This is a genomic window from Congregibacter brevis (assembly GCF_045689245.1).
In the GTDB taxonomy this organism is placed as follows: Bacteria; Pseudomonadota; Gammaproteobacteria; order Pseudomonadales; family Halieaceae; genus Congregibacter; species Congregibacter brevis.
In genome coordinates, this window is sequence record NZ_CP136865.1 from 3,562,715 (window position 1) to 3,579,752 (window position 17,038).

15 protein-coding genes are annotated in these 17,038 nt (G+C 54.4%); 4 read left to right on the plus strand and 11 right to left on the minus strand.

The genetic code is table 11. The annotated features are described in order from the left end of the window. Window positions 1-10: 10 nt before the first annotated feature. Complete coding sequence (rplU, locus tag R0137_RS15815) at window positions 11-319, minus strand: 50S ribosomal protein L21 (protein WP_407327361.1); 309 nt, start codon at window positions 317-319, stop codon at window positions 11-13. Window positions 320-722: 403 nt separating this feature from the next. On the opposite strand from rplU, the gene R0137_RS15820 reads away from it, so the two are divergent. Beyond that, entirely contained in the window at window positions 723-1,685 is a 963-nt protein-coding gene (locus R0137_RS15820; protein WP_407327362.1) for a polyprenyl synthetase family protein, read from the plus strand. Window positions 1,686-1,709: 24 nt separating this feature from the next. On the opposite strand, the gene R0137_RS15825 is transcribed toward R0137_RS15820, so the two are convergent. From R0137_RS15825 to R0137_RS15835, 3 genes are all read right to left on the minus strand, one after another. After that, window positions 1,710-3,062, minus strand: coding sequence for a phosphomannomutase (locus tag R0137_RS15825; RefSeq protein ID WP_407327363.1), 1,353 nt, complete (start codon window positions 3,060-3,062; stop codon window positions 1,710-1,712). Between the two features lie 8 nt (window positions 3,063-3,070). Continuing rightward, window positions 3,071-3,901 (minus strand): UTP--glucose-1-phosphate uridylyltransferase GalU, encoded by an 831-nt coding sequence (gene galU, locus R0137_RS15830; RefSeq protein ID WP_407327365.1) that lies wholly within the window; start codon window positions 3,899-3,901, stop codon window positions 3,071-3,073. Between the two features lie 78 nt (window positions 3,902-3,979). Further along, on the minus strand, window positions 3,980-5,389 hold the full coding sequence (locus R0137_RS15835; RefSeq protein ID WP_407327366.1) for a mannose-1-phosphate guanylyltransferase/mannose-6-phosphate isomerase: 1,410 nt from the start codon (window positions 5,387-5,389) through the stop codon (window positions 3,980-3,982). 443 nt (window positions 5,390-5,832) lie between these two features. On the opposite strand from R0137_RS15835, the gene fabA reads away from it, so the two are divergent. Together fabA and fabB are read left to right on the plus strand one after the other, a co-directional pair. Beyond that, complete coding sequence (fabA, locus tag R0137_RS15840; protein ID WP_407327367.1) at window positions 5,833-6,348, plus strand: 3-hydroxyacyl-[acyl-carrier-protein] dehydratase FabA; 516 nt, start codon at window positions 5,833-5,835, stop codon at window positions 6,346-6,348. A 3-nt stretch (window positions 6,349-6,351) separates the two neighbouring features. After that, complete coding sequence (fabB, locus tag R0137_RS15845) at window positions 6,352-7,578, plus strand: beta-ketoacyl-ACP synthase I (RefSeq protein WP_407327368.1); 1,227 nt, start codon at window positions 6,352-6,354, stop codon at window positions 7,576-7,578. 113 nt (window positions 7,579-7,691) lie between these two features. On the opposite strand, the gene glp is transcribed toward fabB, so the two are convergent. The 5 genes from glp to R0137_RS15870 all read right to left on the minus strand — a co-directional run bounded on the left by glp (window position 7,692) and on the right by R0137_RS15870 (window position 12,155). Then, a complete protein-coding gene (gene glp / locus R0137_RS15850; protein ID WP_407327369.1) occupies window positions 7,692-8,897 on the minus strand; it encodes a gephyrin-like molybdotransferase Glp in 1,206 nt (401 codons plus the stop codon). A gap of 9 nt (window positions 8,898-8,906) precedes the next feature. Further along, window positions 8,907-9,419 (minus strand): molybdenum cofactor biosynthesis protein B, encoded by a 513-nt coding sequence (gene moaB / locus R0137_RS15855; protein ID WP_407327370.1) that lies wholly within the window; start codon window positions 9,417-9,419, stop codon window positions 8,907-8,909. Window positions 9,420-9,421: 2 nt separating this feature from the next. After that, window positions 9,422-10,303, minus strand: coding sequence for a sugar nucleotide-binding protein (locus tag R0137_RS15860; RefSeq protein ID WP_407327372.1), 882 nt, complete (start codon window positions 10,301-10,303; stop codon window positions 9,422-9,424). A 69-nt stretch (window positions 10,304-10,372) separates the two neighbouring features. Further along, entirely contained in the window at window positions 10,373-10,873 is a 501-nt protein-coding gene (ssb, locus tag R0137_RS15865; protein WP_407327373.1) for a single-stranded DNA-binding protein, read from the minus strand. A 76-nt stretch (window positions 10,874-10,949) separates the two neighbouring features. Then, window positions 10,950-12,155: an MFS transporter gene (locus tag R0137_RS15870; protein WP_407327375.1), complete on the minus strand. Its 1,206-nt coding sequence runs from the start codon at window positions 12,153-12,155 to the stop codon at window positions 10,950-10,952. A 171-nt stretch (window positions 12,156-12,326) separates the two neighbouring features. On the opposite strand from R0137_RS15870, the gene uvrA reads away from it, so the two are divergent. Next, window positions 12,327-15,176 carry an excinuclease ABC subunit UvrA gene (gene uvrA, locus R0137_RS15875; RefSeq protein WP_407327377.1) on the plus strand — a complete coding sequence of 950 codons (2,850 nt, stop codon included), beginning with the start codon at window positions 12,327-12,329 and terminating at the stop codon, window positions 15,174-15,176. 358 nt (window positions 15,177-15,534) lie between these two features. Here uvrA and rplQ read toward each other — a convergent pair whose 3' ends face one another. Beyond that, window positions 15,535-15,927, minus strand: a complete 393-nt coding sequence (gene rplQ / locus R0137_RS15880) for a 50S ribosomal protein L17 (protein ID WP_023659968.1) — start codon at window positions 15,925-15,927, stop codon at window positions 15,535-15,537. Window positions 15,928-16,028: 101 nt separating this feature from the next. Further along, window positions 16,029-17,033, minus strand: a complete 1,005-nt coding sequence (locus R0137_RS15885; RefSeq protein WP_405273203.1) for a DNA-directed RNA polymerase subunit alpha — start codon at window positions 17,031-17,033, stop codon at window positions 16,029-16,031. Between the last annotated feature and the right edge of the window lie 5 nt (window positions 17,034-17,038).

A 17,038-nucleotide genomic window follows, 5' to 3' on the forward strand; every position in this document is an offset into this window, starting at 1 on the left:
GTCAGTCTCCTTACGCGCTGATGCCGGTGATACGAACTTCAGTGAACCACTGACGATGTCCTGTCTCTCTGCGGTAGTGCTTACGTCGATTGAACTTGACGATCTTCACCTTCGCGTGGCGACCTTGGGTAACGACTTCTGCCGTTACTTTCGCGCCCTCAACCAAAGGTGTTCCTACCTGCATATTGTCGCCGCCTACCATCAACACTCGATCGAATTCGATGGTGTCGCCGGTAGCCGCTTCAATCTTTTCAAGCTTGAGGGACTCACCCTCGGAAACACGGTGCTGTTTGCCACCACTTTCTATAACTGCGTACATCTTCCTTCTCCATTGTTCGCCCTCCCGCAAATTCACGAAAAACCGACGTCTGCTGCGAATCGCTGGCCTTTGGGACCACGCTCATAGCGTTAGTGACAATCGGCGACACTGTTCTCACAGTGGGCAGGGATGGGCACAAGTATCTGTATTTGAACGAGTTTTCTCTCTTGCGTGCGAAACAACTCATCAACCCAAAAGCTTTGTTGAACACCACGGTGCCAATCACAGAACTTTGGGGCGCGAGATTGTACTCAAAAGGCACTCCAAGCTCAAGGAGCATTTAACGCAACATAGAGGCGCAGGAGCCAGCTTTTGACCAAGCCCTGAGCTTCGAATCCTTGACACTATCGCGGGCTACACCTAGCATCCGCGACCAATTCCCGGGGTCAAGGTTCTACCCACCATGCAAGAAGTCCGCGCAGTCGTTCGCGCAGAGCTAGACGCGGTCAACGCTGTGATTATCGACCAGCTGCGTTCTGACGTAGAAATGGTCGAAAACGTCGGCCAGTACATTGTTGACGCTGGCGGAAAACGTCTCCGTCCGGTGCTGGCGCTGTTGTCTTCTGCCGCGTTGGGAGGCATAAGCGACCTACAAGTTCGCTTTGCTGCGGTGGTCGAGTTCATCCACACCGCAACCTTACTCCATGATGACGTCGTCGATGTATCTGAACTGCGTCGTGGCCGCCCCACTGCCAACAGTACCTTTGGAAACGCGCCTAGCGTACTCGTCGGGGACTTTCTTTACACCCGTGCATTCCAGCTCATGGTCGCCCTGGGCAACCATGAGCTACTTAAAATGATGGCGGACACCACGAACACTATCGCTGCAGGAGAGGTATTACAGCTTATCCGTGCGGGCGACCCGGCAACCAGTGAAGCCCAGTACTACGACGTCATCGATCGTAAGACCGCGGCTTTATTCGCCGCCGGATGTGAAGGCGCAGCCTTGCTCGCAGGAGCGGATGCTCAAAAGGTGGAACAACTGGGTGTTTACGGCCGCAATATTGGTATCGCGTTTCAAATTGTCGATGACTTGCTGGACTACGAAGGCGACCCGGAGATCACTGGAAAGAACGTGGGAGATGATCTTGCTGAAGGTAAGCCTACCCTGCCGCTGATTCACGTTATGCGTGAGGGCAGTAAGGTACAAGCCAGCATGGTGCGGGACGCTATTCAGGCGAAGGATAGAGAAAAGCTTCCGGAGATCATCCAAGCAGTGAAAGACTGCGGCAGTCTCGATTACACACGACATGCAGCTATTGAGTGTCGCGACAAAGCCCTTGATGCCCTGGTGGATTTCCCAGAATCACCCGCGAAGGATGCTCTGGTCCGCCTCGCAAAGCTCTCCCTCGAGCGCTCACACTAGAGTACGCCAAGCACCGGGCACAGATCAGTTCGCGTCGATGAGTGCCAGTAATTCCTGAGTTTTCGCTTCCATCAACGCAACGTCTCCCCGAGACTCTACGTTGAGCCGTACAAGAGGCTCGGTGTTGGACATGCGCAGATTGAAGCGCCACTCGGCGAATTCGAAACTAAGTCCATCAACGGTCTCAAACGCCTCGGCGGACTCTGCATACTGCGCTTCCACCCTTGCTAAAACCTCCGCAGGATCATCGATAGAGCGGTTAATCTCGCCACTGCAGGGATAAGCCGCCATACGTTCTTGGACCATCGCTGCAAGAGACTGATCTCGAGCGCTGATTAGGTCGGCCACGAGAAGCCAGGGAATCATCCCGCTATCGCAGTAAGCAAAATCACGGAAATAGTGATGGGCACTCATCTCACCGCCATAAATCGCGTTCTCAAGGCGCATTCGTTCCTTGATAAAAGCGTGGCCTGTTTTACTCTGCACTGCCCGGCCACCCAGCTCATCGACCACCGCTCGAGTGTTCCACGTAAGGCGGGGGTCATGCACTACCGGCTCCCCCGGATTACGCTTGAGAAACGCTTCCGCGAGGAGGCCCACCAGGTAATATCCTTCGACGAAGCGACCGCTAGCATCAAAAAAGAAACAGCGGTCAAAGTCACCGTCCCAGGCAATACCCAAGTCTGCTCCGTGCTCGCGAACCGCTGCGATAACCGGCTCGCGGTTCTCCTCGATCATCGGGTTAGGAACGCCATTAGGGAAGTTACCATCGGGAGCATGGTGCAACTTAATGAACTCAAACGGCAGATGGGGCTCGAGGAGATCCACCACCTTCCCAGCCCCGCCATTGCCGGCTTCTACAACGATTTTCAGGGGCTTCAAATTTGGCACATCCACGTAGCTCAAAAGATGCGCTACGTAGGCCTCTTCAGTGTTAAGAGGCTTGAGCTCTCCTCGGGTGTCTGCAGCTATAAACTCATTTTTCTCTGCCAGCGCTTTGATGTCGAAAAGACCCGTGTCTCCCGAGATAGGCTTAGAGCCCTCGCGCACAAACTTCATCCCGTTGTAATCCTTTGGATTGTGGCTTGCAGTGACGGCAATACCGCCGTCCATATCCGCGTGATGCGTCGCAAAGTAGATTTCTTCCGTACCGCAAAGACCGATGTCGTAAACGTCCACACCCTGAGAAAGAAGACCGTCGGTAAGGGCTGCCTTTATCGCGGGACTACTAAGACGGATATCGTGACCCACGACTACCTTCTTCGGCTTGATGACCTCTGCGTAAGCGCAGCCAATACGCCGAGCGATGTCTTCATTCAGCTGACCGGGAACCTGACCACGAACGTCATAGGCTTTAAAACAGGTGATTTCGTCCATAGTGCCGCTCAATTCTCTTTGAGATAGTGGTTCTCGTACATGTGATTTGTCGCTTCTACAAAGCCCGGGACGCTACCGCAGTCAAAACGGCGACCTTTAAACTTGTACGCCATGACGCAGCCGCGGTCCGCCTGAATCTGCAGCGCATCCGTGATCTGCACTTCACCGTTTGCACCGGGCGGTGTCTCGCGAATGATGTCAAAAATATCCGGTGTAAGAATGTAGCGCCCGATAATTGCAAGATTGGACGGCGCCTCTTCTGCACTCGGTTTTTCAACCATCTTGTCGACGCGATAGATACCATCCTTAAGGGACTCTCCGGCAATCACTCCGTATTTGTGAACTTCATCAGCAGGCACTTCCATGATGGCGACAATGGAGCAGCGAAACTGGTTGTAAAGTTCGGCCATCTGCGCGAGCACTCCAGGCCCGTCGTTGATGCACAGATCATCGGACAGCACCACACCAAAAGGCTCGCTACCGATAAGGGTTTCACCAGTGAGAATGGCATGGCCCAGGCCTTTCATTTCTCTTTGACGAACCATCGTGAAAACACCTTGCTCAAGCACGTTGCGAATACCGTCCAAATAACCTTCTTTTGACGTACCGCTGATCTGGTGCTCTAGCTCGTAGCTGATATCAAAGTGATCGGTGATCGCACGTTTGCCGCGGCCTGTAACCATCGCGCAGGTCGTCATGCCGGCCTCAATCGCTTCCTCAACACCGTACTGAACGAGCGGCTTGTTTACGATGGGGAGCATTTCCTTAGGCATACTTTTGGTAGCCGGAAGGAACCGCGTGCCGTAGCCCGCCACAGGAAACATACACTTATTGATCACGACAAACTCCTGTTGTACTGAGTGGTATACATGGAACAGTTTGAGCGGCTTTAAACAACACTAAGGCCACGGGTTAAATCAGGAGCTACGTCCGTAGACATCCTCAAAACGTACAATGTCATCCTCGCCCAGATAACTGCCCGACTGAACTTCGATGAGCTCTACGGGAATCTTTCCCGGGTTCGCGAGCCGGTGCTTGTGACCAAGGGGAATATATGTTGATTGGTCTTCAACAAGCGTAAAGACCTTGTCTTCGCAGGTGACTTCGGCCGTACCGTGGACCACGATCCAATGCTCCGCGCGATGATGATGCATCTGCAGTGACAAGGTTTGCCCCGGGTTCACAACGATACGCTTAACCTGAAATCGATCGCCCTCAATGAGAGACTCATAGCTACCCCAGGGGCGATAGACCCGCTGATGCAAAGAAGCCTCGCTACGACCTTCAGACTTGAGACGATTAACGATCTGCTTAACGTTTTGCACTTCATCGCGGTCAGCGACCAATATCGCATCGGGTGTCTCTACTACGATCAGATTCTTAATGCCTGTAGCCGCGATTAAACGAGATTCGCTGCGTAGATAGCTGTCGGAGCAGCCTTCAATCATGACATCACCGAGCAGAACGTTCCCGTGGCTGTCACGCTCTGATACCTGCCACAACGTAGACCAAGCGCCAACATCACTCCATCCGCAATCCAGAGGAATAACACCTCCACGCTGCGTACGCTCCATCACGGCGTAATCAATACTGTCTGAAGGGCAGGCTAAAAACGCATCTCGGTCCGGACGCAGAAAATCAAGGTCAGCGCTGGCGTTCGCCATTGCCCGCTCACAGGCCGCGTAGATTTCGGGCGCGTGGGCTTTGAGTTCGTCAAGGTAGGTCGCTGCAGACAGCAGGAACATGCCGCTGTTCCAATGGTACTGCCCACTCTCAAGATACTCTGTTGCCGTTTGCGCATCGGGCTTCTCGACGAAACTATCCAGCGCGAAGAGGCCAGCGTCATCGCTAGCGCCCAAGCGGAGGTAGCCGTAGCCGGTCTCAGGCGCGTCGGGTACAACGCCGAAGGTCATCAGTGCTCCCGACCTCGCTTTACCAAGGCCCAATTTCACGGCCTCAGTGAATGATTCGGTATTCCTAATCACGTGGTCCGCAGGGAGCACTAAAAGAATCGCATCGGGGGATACAGACAGGGCTTGAAAGGCCGCCAGAGCAACGGCCGGGGCGGTGTTGCGCCCTTCGGGCTCCAGAATTATTGCTCCAGGCTCAACGGAAAGCTGGCGCAGCTGTTCTGCCACCATAAATCGATGTTCGTCATTACAGATGATCAGTGGAGAGGCGCTCTCAAGGCCAGAGGTGCGAGCCATAGTGTCCTGAAGCATCGACAGTTCACTGGCCAGAGCCAAAAACTGCTTCGGGTACGCCTCTCGGGACACGGGCCATAGGCGACTGCCTACGCCTCCAGACAATAAAACAGGTATCAACATCTGCTAAACACCCCAAACATTCGATTAAAGGAACTAACTTGTCTATTCCACGCGTTCAAACTAGCTCGAAAACGCAAACATCTCAACGACATAAGGTCTTGTTCCTGCGTTGATTTTTGTTGCGACGGGTGGACTTGTGGGGTGCATCCATTAAACTAGCGCACCACGACCCGTAAGAAACAATACACAGACTAACCAATTGGCGGGCGCTGACAAGTGCAGGGTTCGCAAAATGCGATTCATCATGCGATAAACGCCGACTGCATCACACTGCGACTATGAGCTTTTATGGCAGTAGATATACCTGAAGAATTCTCAGAAGCATTCGATACTAATCGCCTTCCAGTACACTCTTTGTTTAGGTCACTATTGTTTAAGTCACTATTGAACCCAACATTGAACCCAACACTTCACCCAACACCTCGGACGAAAAAAATACCATCATGACGCCTCAATCGAGCTACACCAAAGACGAACTCATTGCCTGCGGTATGGGCGACATGTTCGGCCCGGGAAATGCCCAGCTACCCGTGGGCAACATGTTGATGCTCGACAGGATTACCCACATCAGTTCGGAAGGTGGCTCTAAAGATAAAGGTCAGATAATCGCCGAACTAGACATTCATCCTGATCTTTGGTTTTTTGATTGTCACTTCCCCGGCGACCCGGTAATGCCCGGTTGCCTGGGTCTGGATGCGATGTGGCAGCTGGTTGGATTTTTTTTGGGCTGGCGCGGCAATCCGGGGCGCGGACGGGCACTGGGCTCCGGAGAAGTAAAGTTCAGCGGGCAGGTTTTACCTTCAGCATCAAAAGTTACTTACACCATCGATATCAAACGGGTTATCGAGCGTAAGCTGGTAATGGGCATAGCGAACGGAATCGTAAGCGTCGACGACAAAGAGATTTATCACGCGTCTGATCTGCGCGTCGGGCTTTTTCAATCTACCGAGAGTTTTTAAGTCATGCAGCGACGAGTAGTAGTCACAGGTTTGGGCATTGTGTCCTGCCTGGGTAACGATGCCGATAGTGTGACCGAAGCGCTTCACCATGGGCGCTCGGGCATTAGCACTAGCCAGTCGCAAATCGATGCCGGTATGCGCTCGCACGTATCGGGCGCGCCGGAGATAGACTTCAAGGAACATATCGATCGGAAGCAGCTCCGTTTTATGGGCGATGCAGCTGCGTATGCCTACATCGCAATGCAACGCTGCATAGCAGATGCGGGACTCAGTGAAGCAGAAGTTTCGAACGAACGTACAGGCATCATTGCCGGATCCGGAGGCGCTTCCTCAGCCAGCCAAACGGAAGCCGCAGATATTCTCCGAGAACGCGGCTTACGTCGTGTAGGGCCTTATCGGGTCACACAAACCATGGGCAGCACAGTATCTGCATGTCTGGCCACACCGTTCAGTATTCGCGGTGTGAACTACTCGATTTCTTCTGCATGCTCCACCAGCGCGCATTGCATCGGCAACGCAATGGAGCAGATCCAGCTAGGTAAGCAGGACCGAGTGTTTGCGGGTGGCGGTGAAGAACTCCACTGGACAATGAGCAGCCTGTTTGACGCCATGGGCGCCCTGTCCACCAAATACAACGACACACCCGAGCGCGCATCCCGCGCCTACGATGCAGACCGCGACGGTTTTGTCATTGCGGGTGGGGGTGGCATGGTCGTACTTGAAGCGCTTGAAGTAGCGCAAGCACGGGGAGCAAAAATCTACGCGGAGCTAGTAGGCTACGGCGCCACATCAGATGGCTACGACATGGTGGCCCCTTCTGGAGAGGGCGCCGTGCGCTGCATGCATCAAGCTCTATCTACCGTTGAGGGTCCCGTGGATTACATCAACGCTCACGGAACAAGCACTCCTGCTGGCGATATTCAGGAGCTCAAGGCTGTCCGGGAAGCCTTTGCGGACAAAGATCGTACGCCTGTCGTCGGCTCTACGAAGTCACTTTCGGGGCACTCCTTGGGCGCTGCCGGCGTGCAAGAAGCCATCTACAGTCTTCTGATGCAGCAAGCTGGTTTCATTGCTGCTTCCGCAAACATCGAAAATCTGGACCCGGAAGCCGAGGGCATGCCCATCGCGAGAGAGCGCCAAGACAACGTAGATCTTCAGCGAGTAATGTCTAACAGTTTTGGCTTTGGCGGCACCAATGCATCGCTGGTGTTCCAGAAGTTTCAGGGGTAAAGCCTGAAGGAAAATCGGGCTCCTGGGCTCAACAGCTCTCACCCCTAAAGCGGGACGAGTGAGTTGGACGCGTAATTGGAGCACTTAACTGGAGCATTTAGGGGTGGGTTGCTTCAGTACAAGAGGGCATCCAGACTCAGCGTTTGAACAAGTTGTCCTCGCTCAATAGTTTCCCCGATGGGAACCACCGCCAGAGCATCGCTCGCAGATACTGAACTCAGCACACCCGAACTCTGATTCGTATGAGGGCTTACCCAGATTTCTCCGTCAGTCTGACGCGTCGAGACGCGAAGAAATTCCTGCCGAGTACCAGGCTTCGCGATTACGAAGTCGGCCTTTGCAGGCACCATGGACGACGCCTCTTCAGACCGCCCTTGGAGCCTGCAAATATAGGGCCGAGCGAGTAATAGAAAGGTTACAAACGCGGAAGATGGATTGCCCGGCACACCCACAAAAGGAGTCTCGCCCACCCTGCCAAAAGCAAAAGGCTTACCGGGTTTTATAGCAATGCGCCAAAGGGCTATTTCGCCCAGCGCGCTTACCGCGTCACGAACGAAGTCGGCCTCGCCAACCGAAACACCACCGCTGCTCAGTATCAAATCCGCCTTCTTCGAGGCTTTCGCAAGCGCTTCTCGCGTGGCATCTGCCGTATCCGCGATGATTCCAAGGTCCAGTACATCGCAACCCAAAGCCGAAAGAAGGCCCGACAACATAGGCCGATTACTGTTGTAGATCGTCCCGGAAGGTAGTGGCCCGGATCCAGGCTCCCGCAGCTCATTTCCCGTAGATAACAGCGCCACCTTCAATCGCTTGAACACCGGGACTGTTGCAATACCCTGAGAGGCGAGCAGCCCCATATCCTGTGGCCTCAGCCGTCGACCCGGTGACAACAGCAAACTACCTGACTGGCAGTCCTGTCCTCGACGCCGGATGTGCTGACCCGCCGAAACACCGGCGGGAACGTCTATAGAGTCGCCGGCAACCTGAACATCTTCCTGCATGACGACCGCATCGGCTCCGCTGGGTATCTCTGCGCCCGTAAAAACCCTCGCTGCGCTCTCGGGCTCCAGGCTGCCAGCTACATCGCCTGCCGCAACACGTGAACTGACTACAAGGCGCCGACCGTCATCACGAGATCGCAGGGCATAACCATCCATGGCGCTGTTATCTGCTGGGGGGACATCGATAGAGGCGCGCTGTTCGCCAGCCAGCACTCTTCCCAGTGAGTCATTCAGTGAGAGTTCTTCGATACCCGGTTTTACAGCTGCATCGTAAAGCAGCAGCTCAAGTGCTTCGCCCAAAGGTAGTAGCGGTTTCACAGCGAAAATCTAGCTGCTGGTAAGCACGGAGACAAAGTTGCATGGCCGGTGACGACTGTCCAACTGATCTTTGAGAATTCCATTCCACGCGGTTCGGCACGCTCCTGTAGAGCCAGGCATACAGAAAATGGCCGTACGGTTTGCCAACCCCCCCAGAGCTCGGGACTGTATCGTTGAGGAGCCGATCTCATCGAGAGACAGGGCGCGAAAGACTTCGCCAAATCCCTCAATGGTCTTATCGAACAAAGGCGCCACCGCTTCTGGCGTTGAGTCCCTACCGGAAAAACCTGTTCCTCCGGTCACAAGAATCGTATGCACGCCAGCATCAACAATCCACTGCGACAGTACCGCGCGGATTTGATAGATATCATCGGGTACAAGCGCTCGGTGAACGACCGAATGCCCCTGACCTGTTGCCGCTTCCGTAAGAAAATCGCCGGAGGTATCGTTCTCGGGACCGCGCGTGTCGGACACGGTTAGCACCGCTACTCCAAGACCTACAAATTCACTTTCTGAAGACATAACTAGCCCTTGGACTCCTCTACCGCACTACTTTCTGCGTACTCTTTAACCGTGGAATTCATAAAGCCACGCCATGGCACCTGCTTAATGGCAAAGCTGTCTCGCAATCGACTGCAGTCGAACACTCGAGTCTCCACACTTTCCTCAGGGCGTTTTTCCTGAGCACTAATAACGATATCTCCTGAGTCACGATACTGACTCATCGCGGCGAGAGCCGCCTCGGCAAAAGCGTATTCCGTCGTGCGATCGCCAGAACTGTAGTGATAGACACCACTGGCATCTGCTCCCACACTCAACTGGTCAAGCATGGCGACCACAACCCGCGCTATGTCGGTGCACGCGACCGGCGAAAAAACATTTCGATCATCAAAAGTAGCATGGCGCTCGATAGCCATCCTGAACAACATCCGAGTCAGGAGGTTGTTATCGGTACTCGCGAAGAGAGGGCCAGTGCGAAGCACAATGGCAGAAGGGGCGGCCTGCATGACGCGACTTTCAATCTCCATGATCTGAAAACCCGGCTCATTAAAGGCATCGGGCGCATCAAACTCCCGCAGGCTCCGCGTCCCCTGCCCTGCAAACACCCGATCGCTAGAAAGAAGGAGATAGGGTATGGAGCTGTGTTCACAAGCCTTTGACAGCCAGTGAGCGCGTTCAATATCCAAGGGTTGGGGCACTTCGTCCGTGGCAACCTGCCAGGCAAGCCGGAGGTCAACAACAGCTTGCGGCTTATCCTTGCGAGCTGCTTTTTTTGCCTGTCGCTCGCTACGCCACCGCGCTGCAGCAGTATTCAAAGGCAGCGCACGATGACGCCCCCATTGCGCAAAAACAGCTTGAATCGCCATGCCCACAGGGTTGTCCGCGCCTATTAGAAGAACATCCACGGCTACCTAGGCAGTCCTCAAGCGACTAAGAGAGTTATGAGAGGGTTAAGAGAGCAGCACACCGCCAGCCTAGAACGGGATATCGTCGTCGATATCGCCCATCGCCGCCGGTTGGGGCGCCGCTGCAGGGCTATTTTGAGACGGCGCGCTAAAGTTGGAGCCGCCACTCGAACCACCCGCTTCAGGGTAACTCTGGTCATAGCCTCCGTCATTGCTGCCGCCACTTCCTCCGCGACTGTCGAGCATCTGCATCTCACTGCCGACTATCTCTGTGGTATAGCGGTCCTGACCAGACTGGTCTTGCCACTTACGAGTGCGGATAGCGCCTTCCACATACAGTTTTGAACCCTTGCGCAGATACTCAGCAGCCACTTCGGCTAGGCGGTTAAAGAACACTACGCGGTGCCACTCAGTACGCTCCTGCTGCTGTCCTGTTTGCTTGTCTTTCCAGGTTTCGGAGGTCGCCAGACGAACGTTGGTTACTGAACCACCGGAGGGCATAAAGCGCGTTTCTGGATCAGCGCCTAAGTTTCCTACAAGAATCACTTTGTTGACGCCGCGCGATGCCATATTGCTATTTCCGAATCTAAAAAAAAGGGCCGATTAATATAGCAATCCAACTCTTGAATTGCGACAGCATAAACGCTCAAGCGGCGCTGACTGCACCTTGAGAACGGGATTTAGGACTCATGCGCCATATCAGCACTAGCCAAAGCGCGGCAGCTAGCAAAACCAACCAAAGAAGCCCTGAAAGACCGGTTGAGCCATACACCAGCCCCCCGGTAGTTCCGCCAACAAACGCTCCGAGAAACTGGCAGGTCGCGTAAATGCCCAGTGCTGTACCTTTACCATGCGCAAAAACGGCCTTGCTCACCAATGAAGGCAAAGCCGCCTCAAGGTAGTTAACAGCGGTAAAGAATCCACATAAGGCGATGTAAAGCAGCAAAATATTGCTCCCCAGAAACAGAGCTGCCAGAGAGGCCGGCATCATGATGACGGTGATCTTCAGCGCCAAACTCGATCGCCCCCCTCGCTCCGACAAGCGCAGCAGGGGATACATGCCCAGTAATGAGATTACAAGTACCGGGAGATAAACCTGCCAGTGGAGATCTCTGGGAACGCCCATACTCCGCTCTATGACTGCCGGAACCACTAGAAATGATGCCGTCAACATAAAGTGCAAAAGGAACACCGAGCCATTGAGACGCTGCAACACGGGGTCCGCCAGCACCGGACGGAACATGTTGCGGTTCGCTCCAACACTCTCGTGGCTCCGCGTTTCTGCTGACGGTATACCCAGCAGCACAATGGCCATGCCAAGTACCGCGAGAGCCGCCGTCATCCAAAACACAGCGGCGAGACCGCCCCAGGCAGCCAGGAGTGGTCCACAGATCAGCGCCAGCGCAAAGGACAAGCCTATGCTGATACCAATCACCGCCATGGCTTTAGTGCGCTGCTCTTCGGACGTGAGGTCAGCCGCCAACGCCATAACAGACCCGGAGATTGCCCCCGCTCCCTGCAGAGCGCGGCCGAGTGCAATCATCTGCACGCTATCGGCAAGAGCCGCGACCCCACTACCGAGTACAAACAGGGCCAAACCACCGAGTATCACCGGTTTCCGGCCGATCTTATCGGACAGCCAGCCCAAGGGTATCTGCAGCAAAGCTTGCGTAGCCCCATACGCTCCCAGGGCAACGCCGATCATTAGCGGCGAAGCACCCAACATATCCGTGGCGTAGAGCGCCAGCAGTGGCAAAGCCATAAACAAGCCGAGCATGCGGAAGCTGTACAGCAACGCCAAAGCTGCGACGACACGCCGCTCCAGCGCTGTCATGGGATTAGTTGTAAGCAATACTGAGGTACCTCGCGAAGGTTGCAAATGGTAACAGCTTTTCAGCGATGCCCGGCCATCCACGCCACATCCAAGGGCGTATATTTAAGCAGTTTTCTTACTTACCTTTTGTTCGCTCAAAGCCGTCACCTTATACTGTGGTGTTTTTGCCCGTCACTTGCGGAAGCCAGCATGGATACAATTCAACTGCGTGGAGCGCGCACGCACAATCTGAAGAATATCAACCTCGATATTCCTCGGGACAAGCTCGTGGTCATCACTGGACTCTCGGGGTCAGGAAAGTCATCTCTGGCTTTCGATACGCTCTACGCCGAGGGTCAGCGACGCTACGTGGAGTCGCTCTCTACCTATGCCCGGCAGTTCCTGAGCATGATGGAAAAGCCCGACATTGATCATGTGGAGGGGCTATCGCCAGCGATTTCCATCGAACAAAAATCCACGTCGCATAATCCACGCTCGACTGTGGGAACCATTACCGAGATTTATGACTACCTACGATTGCTTTACGCTCGGGTAGGTAAGCCTCATTGCCCAACGCACAATCGCCATTTGCAAGCGCAAACGGTCAGCCAGATGGTCGACACAGTACTCGCGCAGCCCGAAGGAGCGCGTCTGATGTTGCTTGCTCCCGTGGTACGAGAGCGAAAGGGTGAGCACCATCATGTATTTGAGGAGTTACGAGGGGCAGGTTTCGTGCGTGCCAGAGTCGACGGCAGCGTCCGAGATTTGGACGATCTTCCGGATCTGGATAAAAAGAAGAAGCACAGCATCGAAGTAGTGGTAGATCGTTTTAAGGTGCGTGAAGACCTCAAGCAGCGCTTGGCGGAATCCTTTGAAACAGCGCTCGAGCTTACCGATGGTCTAGCTCTGGTTGTAGACATGGATGACGAAGCGGCTGATCTGGTGTTCTCGGCACGCTTTGCCTGCCCCGAATGCGGACACAGTATCAATGAGCTAGAGCCGCGATTGTTTTCCTTTAACAACCCTGCCGGCGCCTGTGGAGGCTGCGACGGCCTCGGGGTAAGACAATTTTTTGATCCGGAACGCGTGGTGCTGTTTCCAGAGGCAAGTCTTGCGGAAGGAGCTATACGTGGTTGGGACCGCAGGAATGTCTACTACTTTCATATGCTGACTTCTTTGGCGAGCCACTTCGGCTTTGATATTGATACACCTTTTGAAGAACTTTCGGCAAAACATCGGAAAATCATTCTCGAGGGCAGCGGCAAGGAAGAAGTGAGCTTTTCCTACGTGAACGATCGAGGTGACGTATTCAAGCGCTCTCACGCTTTTGAGGGAATCATCCCGAACATGGAGCGGCGCTACCGCGACACAGAATCACAGTCGGTTCGCGAAGACCTGTCCAAGTTTCTGACAACTGCGCCCTGCGCGGAATGCGGCGGCAGCCGTCTTTGCGAAGATGCACGCCACGTCTTGGTCGACGGCAAGAATCTACCGGCAATAACCGCTCTGCCCGTAGGTCAGGCCGAGGACTACTTCGCCGCGCTGGATCTTGCGGGACGCGATGCTGAGATTGCCGAAAAGATTTTGAAGGAAATACGTGCTCGCTATAGATTTTTGGTGGATGTGGGCCTGAACTACCTGAGCCTCGATCGCAGTGCCGAAACGCTGTCAGGCGGTGAAGCTCAGCGCATTCGACTTGCCTCACAAATCGGCGCAGGTTTGGTGGGCGTGATGTATATCCTTGATGAGCCCTCTATTGGCCTCCACCAGCGGGACAACGAACGACTGCTACGAACGCTCACCCACCTTCGGGACCTTGGCAACACTGTACTCGTAGTGGAGCATGATGAAGATGCCATACGTATGGCTGACCACATCATCGATATAGGACCGGGTGCTGGCGTGCATGGTGGGACTATTGTTGCCGAGGGTGATGCCCAAGCCATCATGGACGAAAAAAGCTCCCTTACGGGCGCCTATCTGTCTGGCGAGAGATGCATTGAGATACCCGAGAAGCGTACAGTTATAGACGAGAAGCGTTTGCTGCGTCTCAGCAAAGCTTCTGGTAACAACCTGCAGGATGTCGACCTTGAAATCCCCGTAGGACTGTTAACCTGCGTGACAGGTGTGTCTGGATCAGGCAAATCTACGCTGATCAACGCGACGCTATATCCGCTAGCGGCAACGGCCCTCAATGGCGCGACGACGCTTAACCCCGCCGCTCACGACGCGATGGAAGGTCTTGAGCACATCGACAAGTGCATCGACATCGATCAGAGCCCCATCGGGAGAACTCCCCGATCGAACCCGGCCACTTACACCGGGATATTCACTCCCGTGCGAGAGCTGTTCTCCGGCACCCAGGAAGCCCGCTCCCGAGGCTATAAGCCTGGCCGTTTTAGCTTTAACGTCAAAGGTGGGCGCTGCGAGGCCTGTCAGGGTGATGGCGTAACCAAGGTCGAGATGCACTTCCTTCCAGATATCTATGTGCCCTGCGATATCTGCAAAGGCCGACGCTATAACCGCGAGACCTTGGACATTCGCTACAAAGGTAAGAACATTCACGAAGTGCTCGACATGACGATCGAGGACGCGCTGGAGTTCTTCGAGGCCGTGCCGACCATCGCACGTAAGCTGCAAACGCTTATGGACGTCGGCTTAAGCTACGTTCGACTTGGTCAGGCCGCGACCACGCTTTCGGGCGGTGAGGCCCAACGCGTGAAACTGTCGCGAGAACTGTCAAAGCGGGACACAGGCCGAACCCTATATATTCTCGATGAGCCGACCACCGGTCTGCACTTCGAAGATATCCGGCAACTACTACAAGTACTCCACCGACTGCGAGATCACGGCAACACGGTGGTGATCATTGAGCATAACTTGGATGTCATCAAAACGGCGGACTGGATAGTCGACTTGGGCCCCGAGGGCGGTAGCGGTGGCGGCCAGATTATTGCGACCGGCACACCAGAAGCGGTCGCCAAGAACAAGAAGTCGCATACAGGGCACTTTCTTAAGCCGATGCTTGGAAGCAAGACCGGCAAGAGCAAAGCGGCTTAGCTCAATTCAGGCGGGATCCGCTGCACTATCTCGCTGAATGCGGTCGTTTCGTTAGCTTCGAACGCCGCCCTCGTCGTAGCGTAGGCGAGATGTAGCGGAGTGTGTCGCGAAGCGTAGAAGCGTCAGCAGCGAGCGAGGTACTGCGGTGCATCTCGCCGAATCGATGTCTCCCCGACGACGGCTCACGTCATAGCGTAGGGCGAGATGTAGCGGAGTGTGTCGCGAAGCGTAGAAGCGTCAGCAGCGAGCGAGGCACTGCGGTGCATCTCGCCGGAGATAGATCGAAATGTAGAGGCGACTGGCAAAAAAAAGCCGGGTATGAACCCGGCTCCTAGTAACGCTTTAAAACGATCGTGGCTTATTCTTCGCCAGCGTCGTCGTAGCTCTCTGGCTCTGGACGGTCGACAAGCTCGACGTAGGCCATAGGCGCCTTATCTCCAGTGCGGTAACCGCACTTAAGGATACGGATGTAGCCACCTGGGCGAGCTTGGTAGCGCGGTCCCAGTTCGGTGAAGAGTTTGCCTACCGCTGCCTTGTTACGAACGCGATCAAATGCGAGTCGACGATTTGCGACGCTGTCATTCTTCGCAAGCGTGATCAGGGGCTCCGCATATCCGCGCAGCTCCTTCGCTTTAGGCAAGGTTGTTCTAATCAGCTCGTGCTCTACCAAAGATATAGTCATGTTGCGAAACATGGCTTTTCGATGTGAGCTGTTGCGGTTTAACTGACGTCCGCTTTGACGATGACGCATTTTTCCAGTCCTTTACTCGGCGTCTCGCGACGCCCTGTTGTCTTTTGTGTTCGTAACCTTAGCTGTGCGGAGGATACCCAGTGGCTCCTCTACAAGCTCTATCAGGCGCTGAGCACCTTCTCATCATTTCTCAGGCTAGCCGGTGGCCAGCTCTCAAGTCGCATACCCAGAGACAGACCGCGTGAAGCAAGCACGTCCTTGATTTCAGTAAGTGACTTCTTACCCAGGTTAGGTGTCTTAAGTAACTCTACTTCGGTGCGCTGTACCAAATCACCGATGTAGTAGATGTTCTCAGCCTTCAGGCAGTTCGCAGAACGTACAGTTAACTCGAGATCATCGACTGGACGCAGAAGTACAGGATCTACTTCATCTTCCGCATCGTTAGTGACTGCCTGAGTCTCGCTCTGGAGGTCGACAAACACGCGCAGCTGGTCATTCAAAATAGTAGCAGCTCGACGAATAGCCTCTTCCGGATCGATCGTTCCGTTTGTTTCGAGATCGAGAACCAACTTATCGAGGTCAGTTCTCTGCTCGACGCGGGCTGCTTCTACAACATAGGAAACGCGCAGTACTGGAGAAAAAGTCGCGTCAAGCTGTAGACGGCCGATAGAGCGTGTTTCTTCTTCTGGATTCTCGCGAGCATCAGCAGGAGAGTATCCGCGGCCGCGAGCAATCGTGAGCTTCATGTGAACCGCCGACTTGCTGTTCAGGGTGCAGATCACATGATCTGGATTACAGATCTCAATATCGTGGTCAGTCTGAATATCAGCCGCTGTAACGGGACCTTCACCTTCCTTGCTCAGAACCAGCTCAGCTTCATCTTTGCCGTTCATGATCAGGGCGACGCCCTTGAGGTTCAGAAGGATCTCAATAACGTCTTCCTGCACACCCTCTATGGCTGAGTACTCGTGAAGAACGCCATCAATCTCGACTTCCGTGATTGCGCAGCCTGGCATTGAAGACAGGAGGATACGGCGAAGTGCATTACCCAACGTGTGTCCAAAACCACGCTCCAGTGGCTCAAGAGTTACTTGAGCGCGCGTTTTGCTCTTCTCAGCAACGTTGATCTTGCGAGGAGTCAGTAAATCTTTAACTGATGATTGCATTTATG

Coding starts and splice junctions, on each gene's coding strand:
- rplU (WP_407327361.1), bottom strand. CDS start 319: ATGTACGCAGTTATAGAAAGTGGTGGCAAACAGCACCGTGTTTCCGAG.
- R0137_RS15820 (WP_407327362.1), top strand. CDS start 723: ATGCAAGAAGTCCGCGCAGTCGTTCGCGCAGAGCTAGACGCGGTCAAC.
- R0137_RS15825 (WP_407327363.1), bottom strand. CDS start 3,062: ATGGACGAAATCACCTGTTTTAAAGCCTATGACGTTCGTGGTCAGGTT.
- R0137_RS15835 (WP_407327366.1), bottom strand. CDS start 5,389: ATGTTGATACCTGTTTTATTGTCTGGAGGCGTAGGCAGTCGCCTATGG.
- fabA (WP_407327367.1), top strand. CDS start 5,833: ATGACGCCTCAATCGAGCTACACCAAAGACGAACTCATTGCCTGCGGT.
- fabB (WP_407327368.1), top strand. CDS start 6,352: ATGCAGCGACGAGTAGTAGTCACAGGTTTGGGCATTGTGTCCTGCCTG.
- moaB (WP_407327370.1), bottom strand. CDS start 9,419: ATGTCTTCAGAAAGTGAATTTGTAGGTCTTGGAGTAGCGGTGCTAACC.
- ssb (WP_407327373.1), bottom strand. CDS start 10,873: ATGGCATCGCGCGGCGTCAACAAAGTGATTCTTGTAGGAAACTTAGGC.
- uvrA (WP_407327377.1), top strand. CDS start 12,327: ATGGATACAATTCAACTGCGTGGAGCGCGCACGCACAATCTGAAGAAT.
- rplQ (WP_023659968.1), bottom strand. CDS start 15,927: ATGCGTCATCGTCAAAGCGGACGTCAGTTAAACCGCAACAGCTCACAT.
- R0137_RS15885 (WP_405273203.1), bottom strand. CDS start 17,033: ATGCAATCATCAGTTAAAGATTTACTGACTCCTCGCAAGATCAACGTT.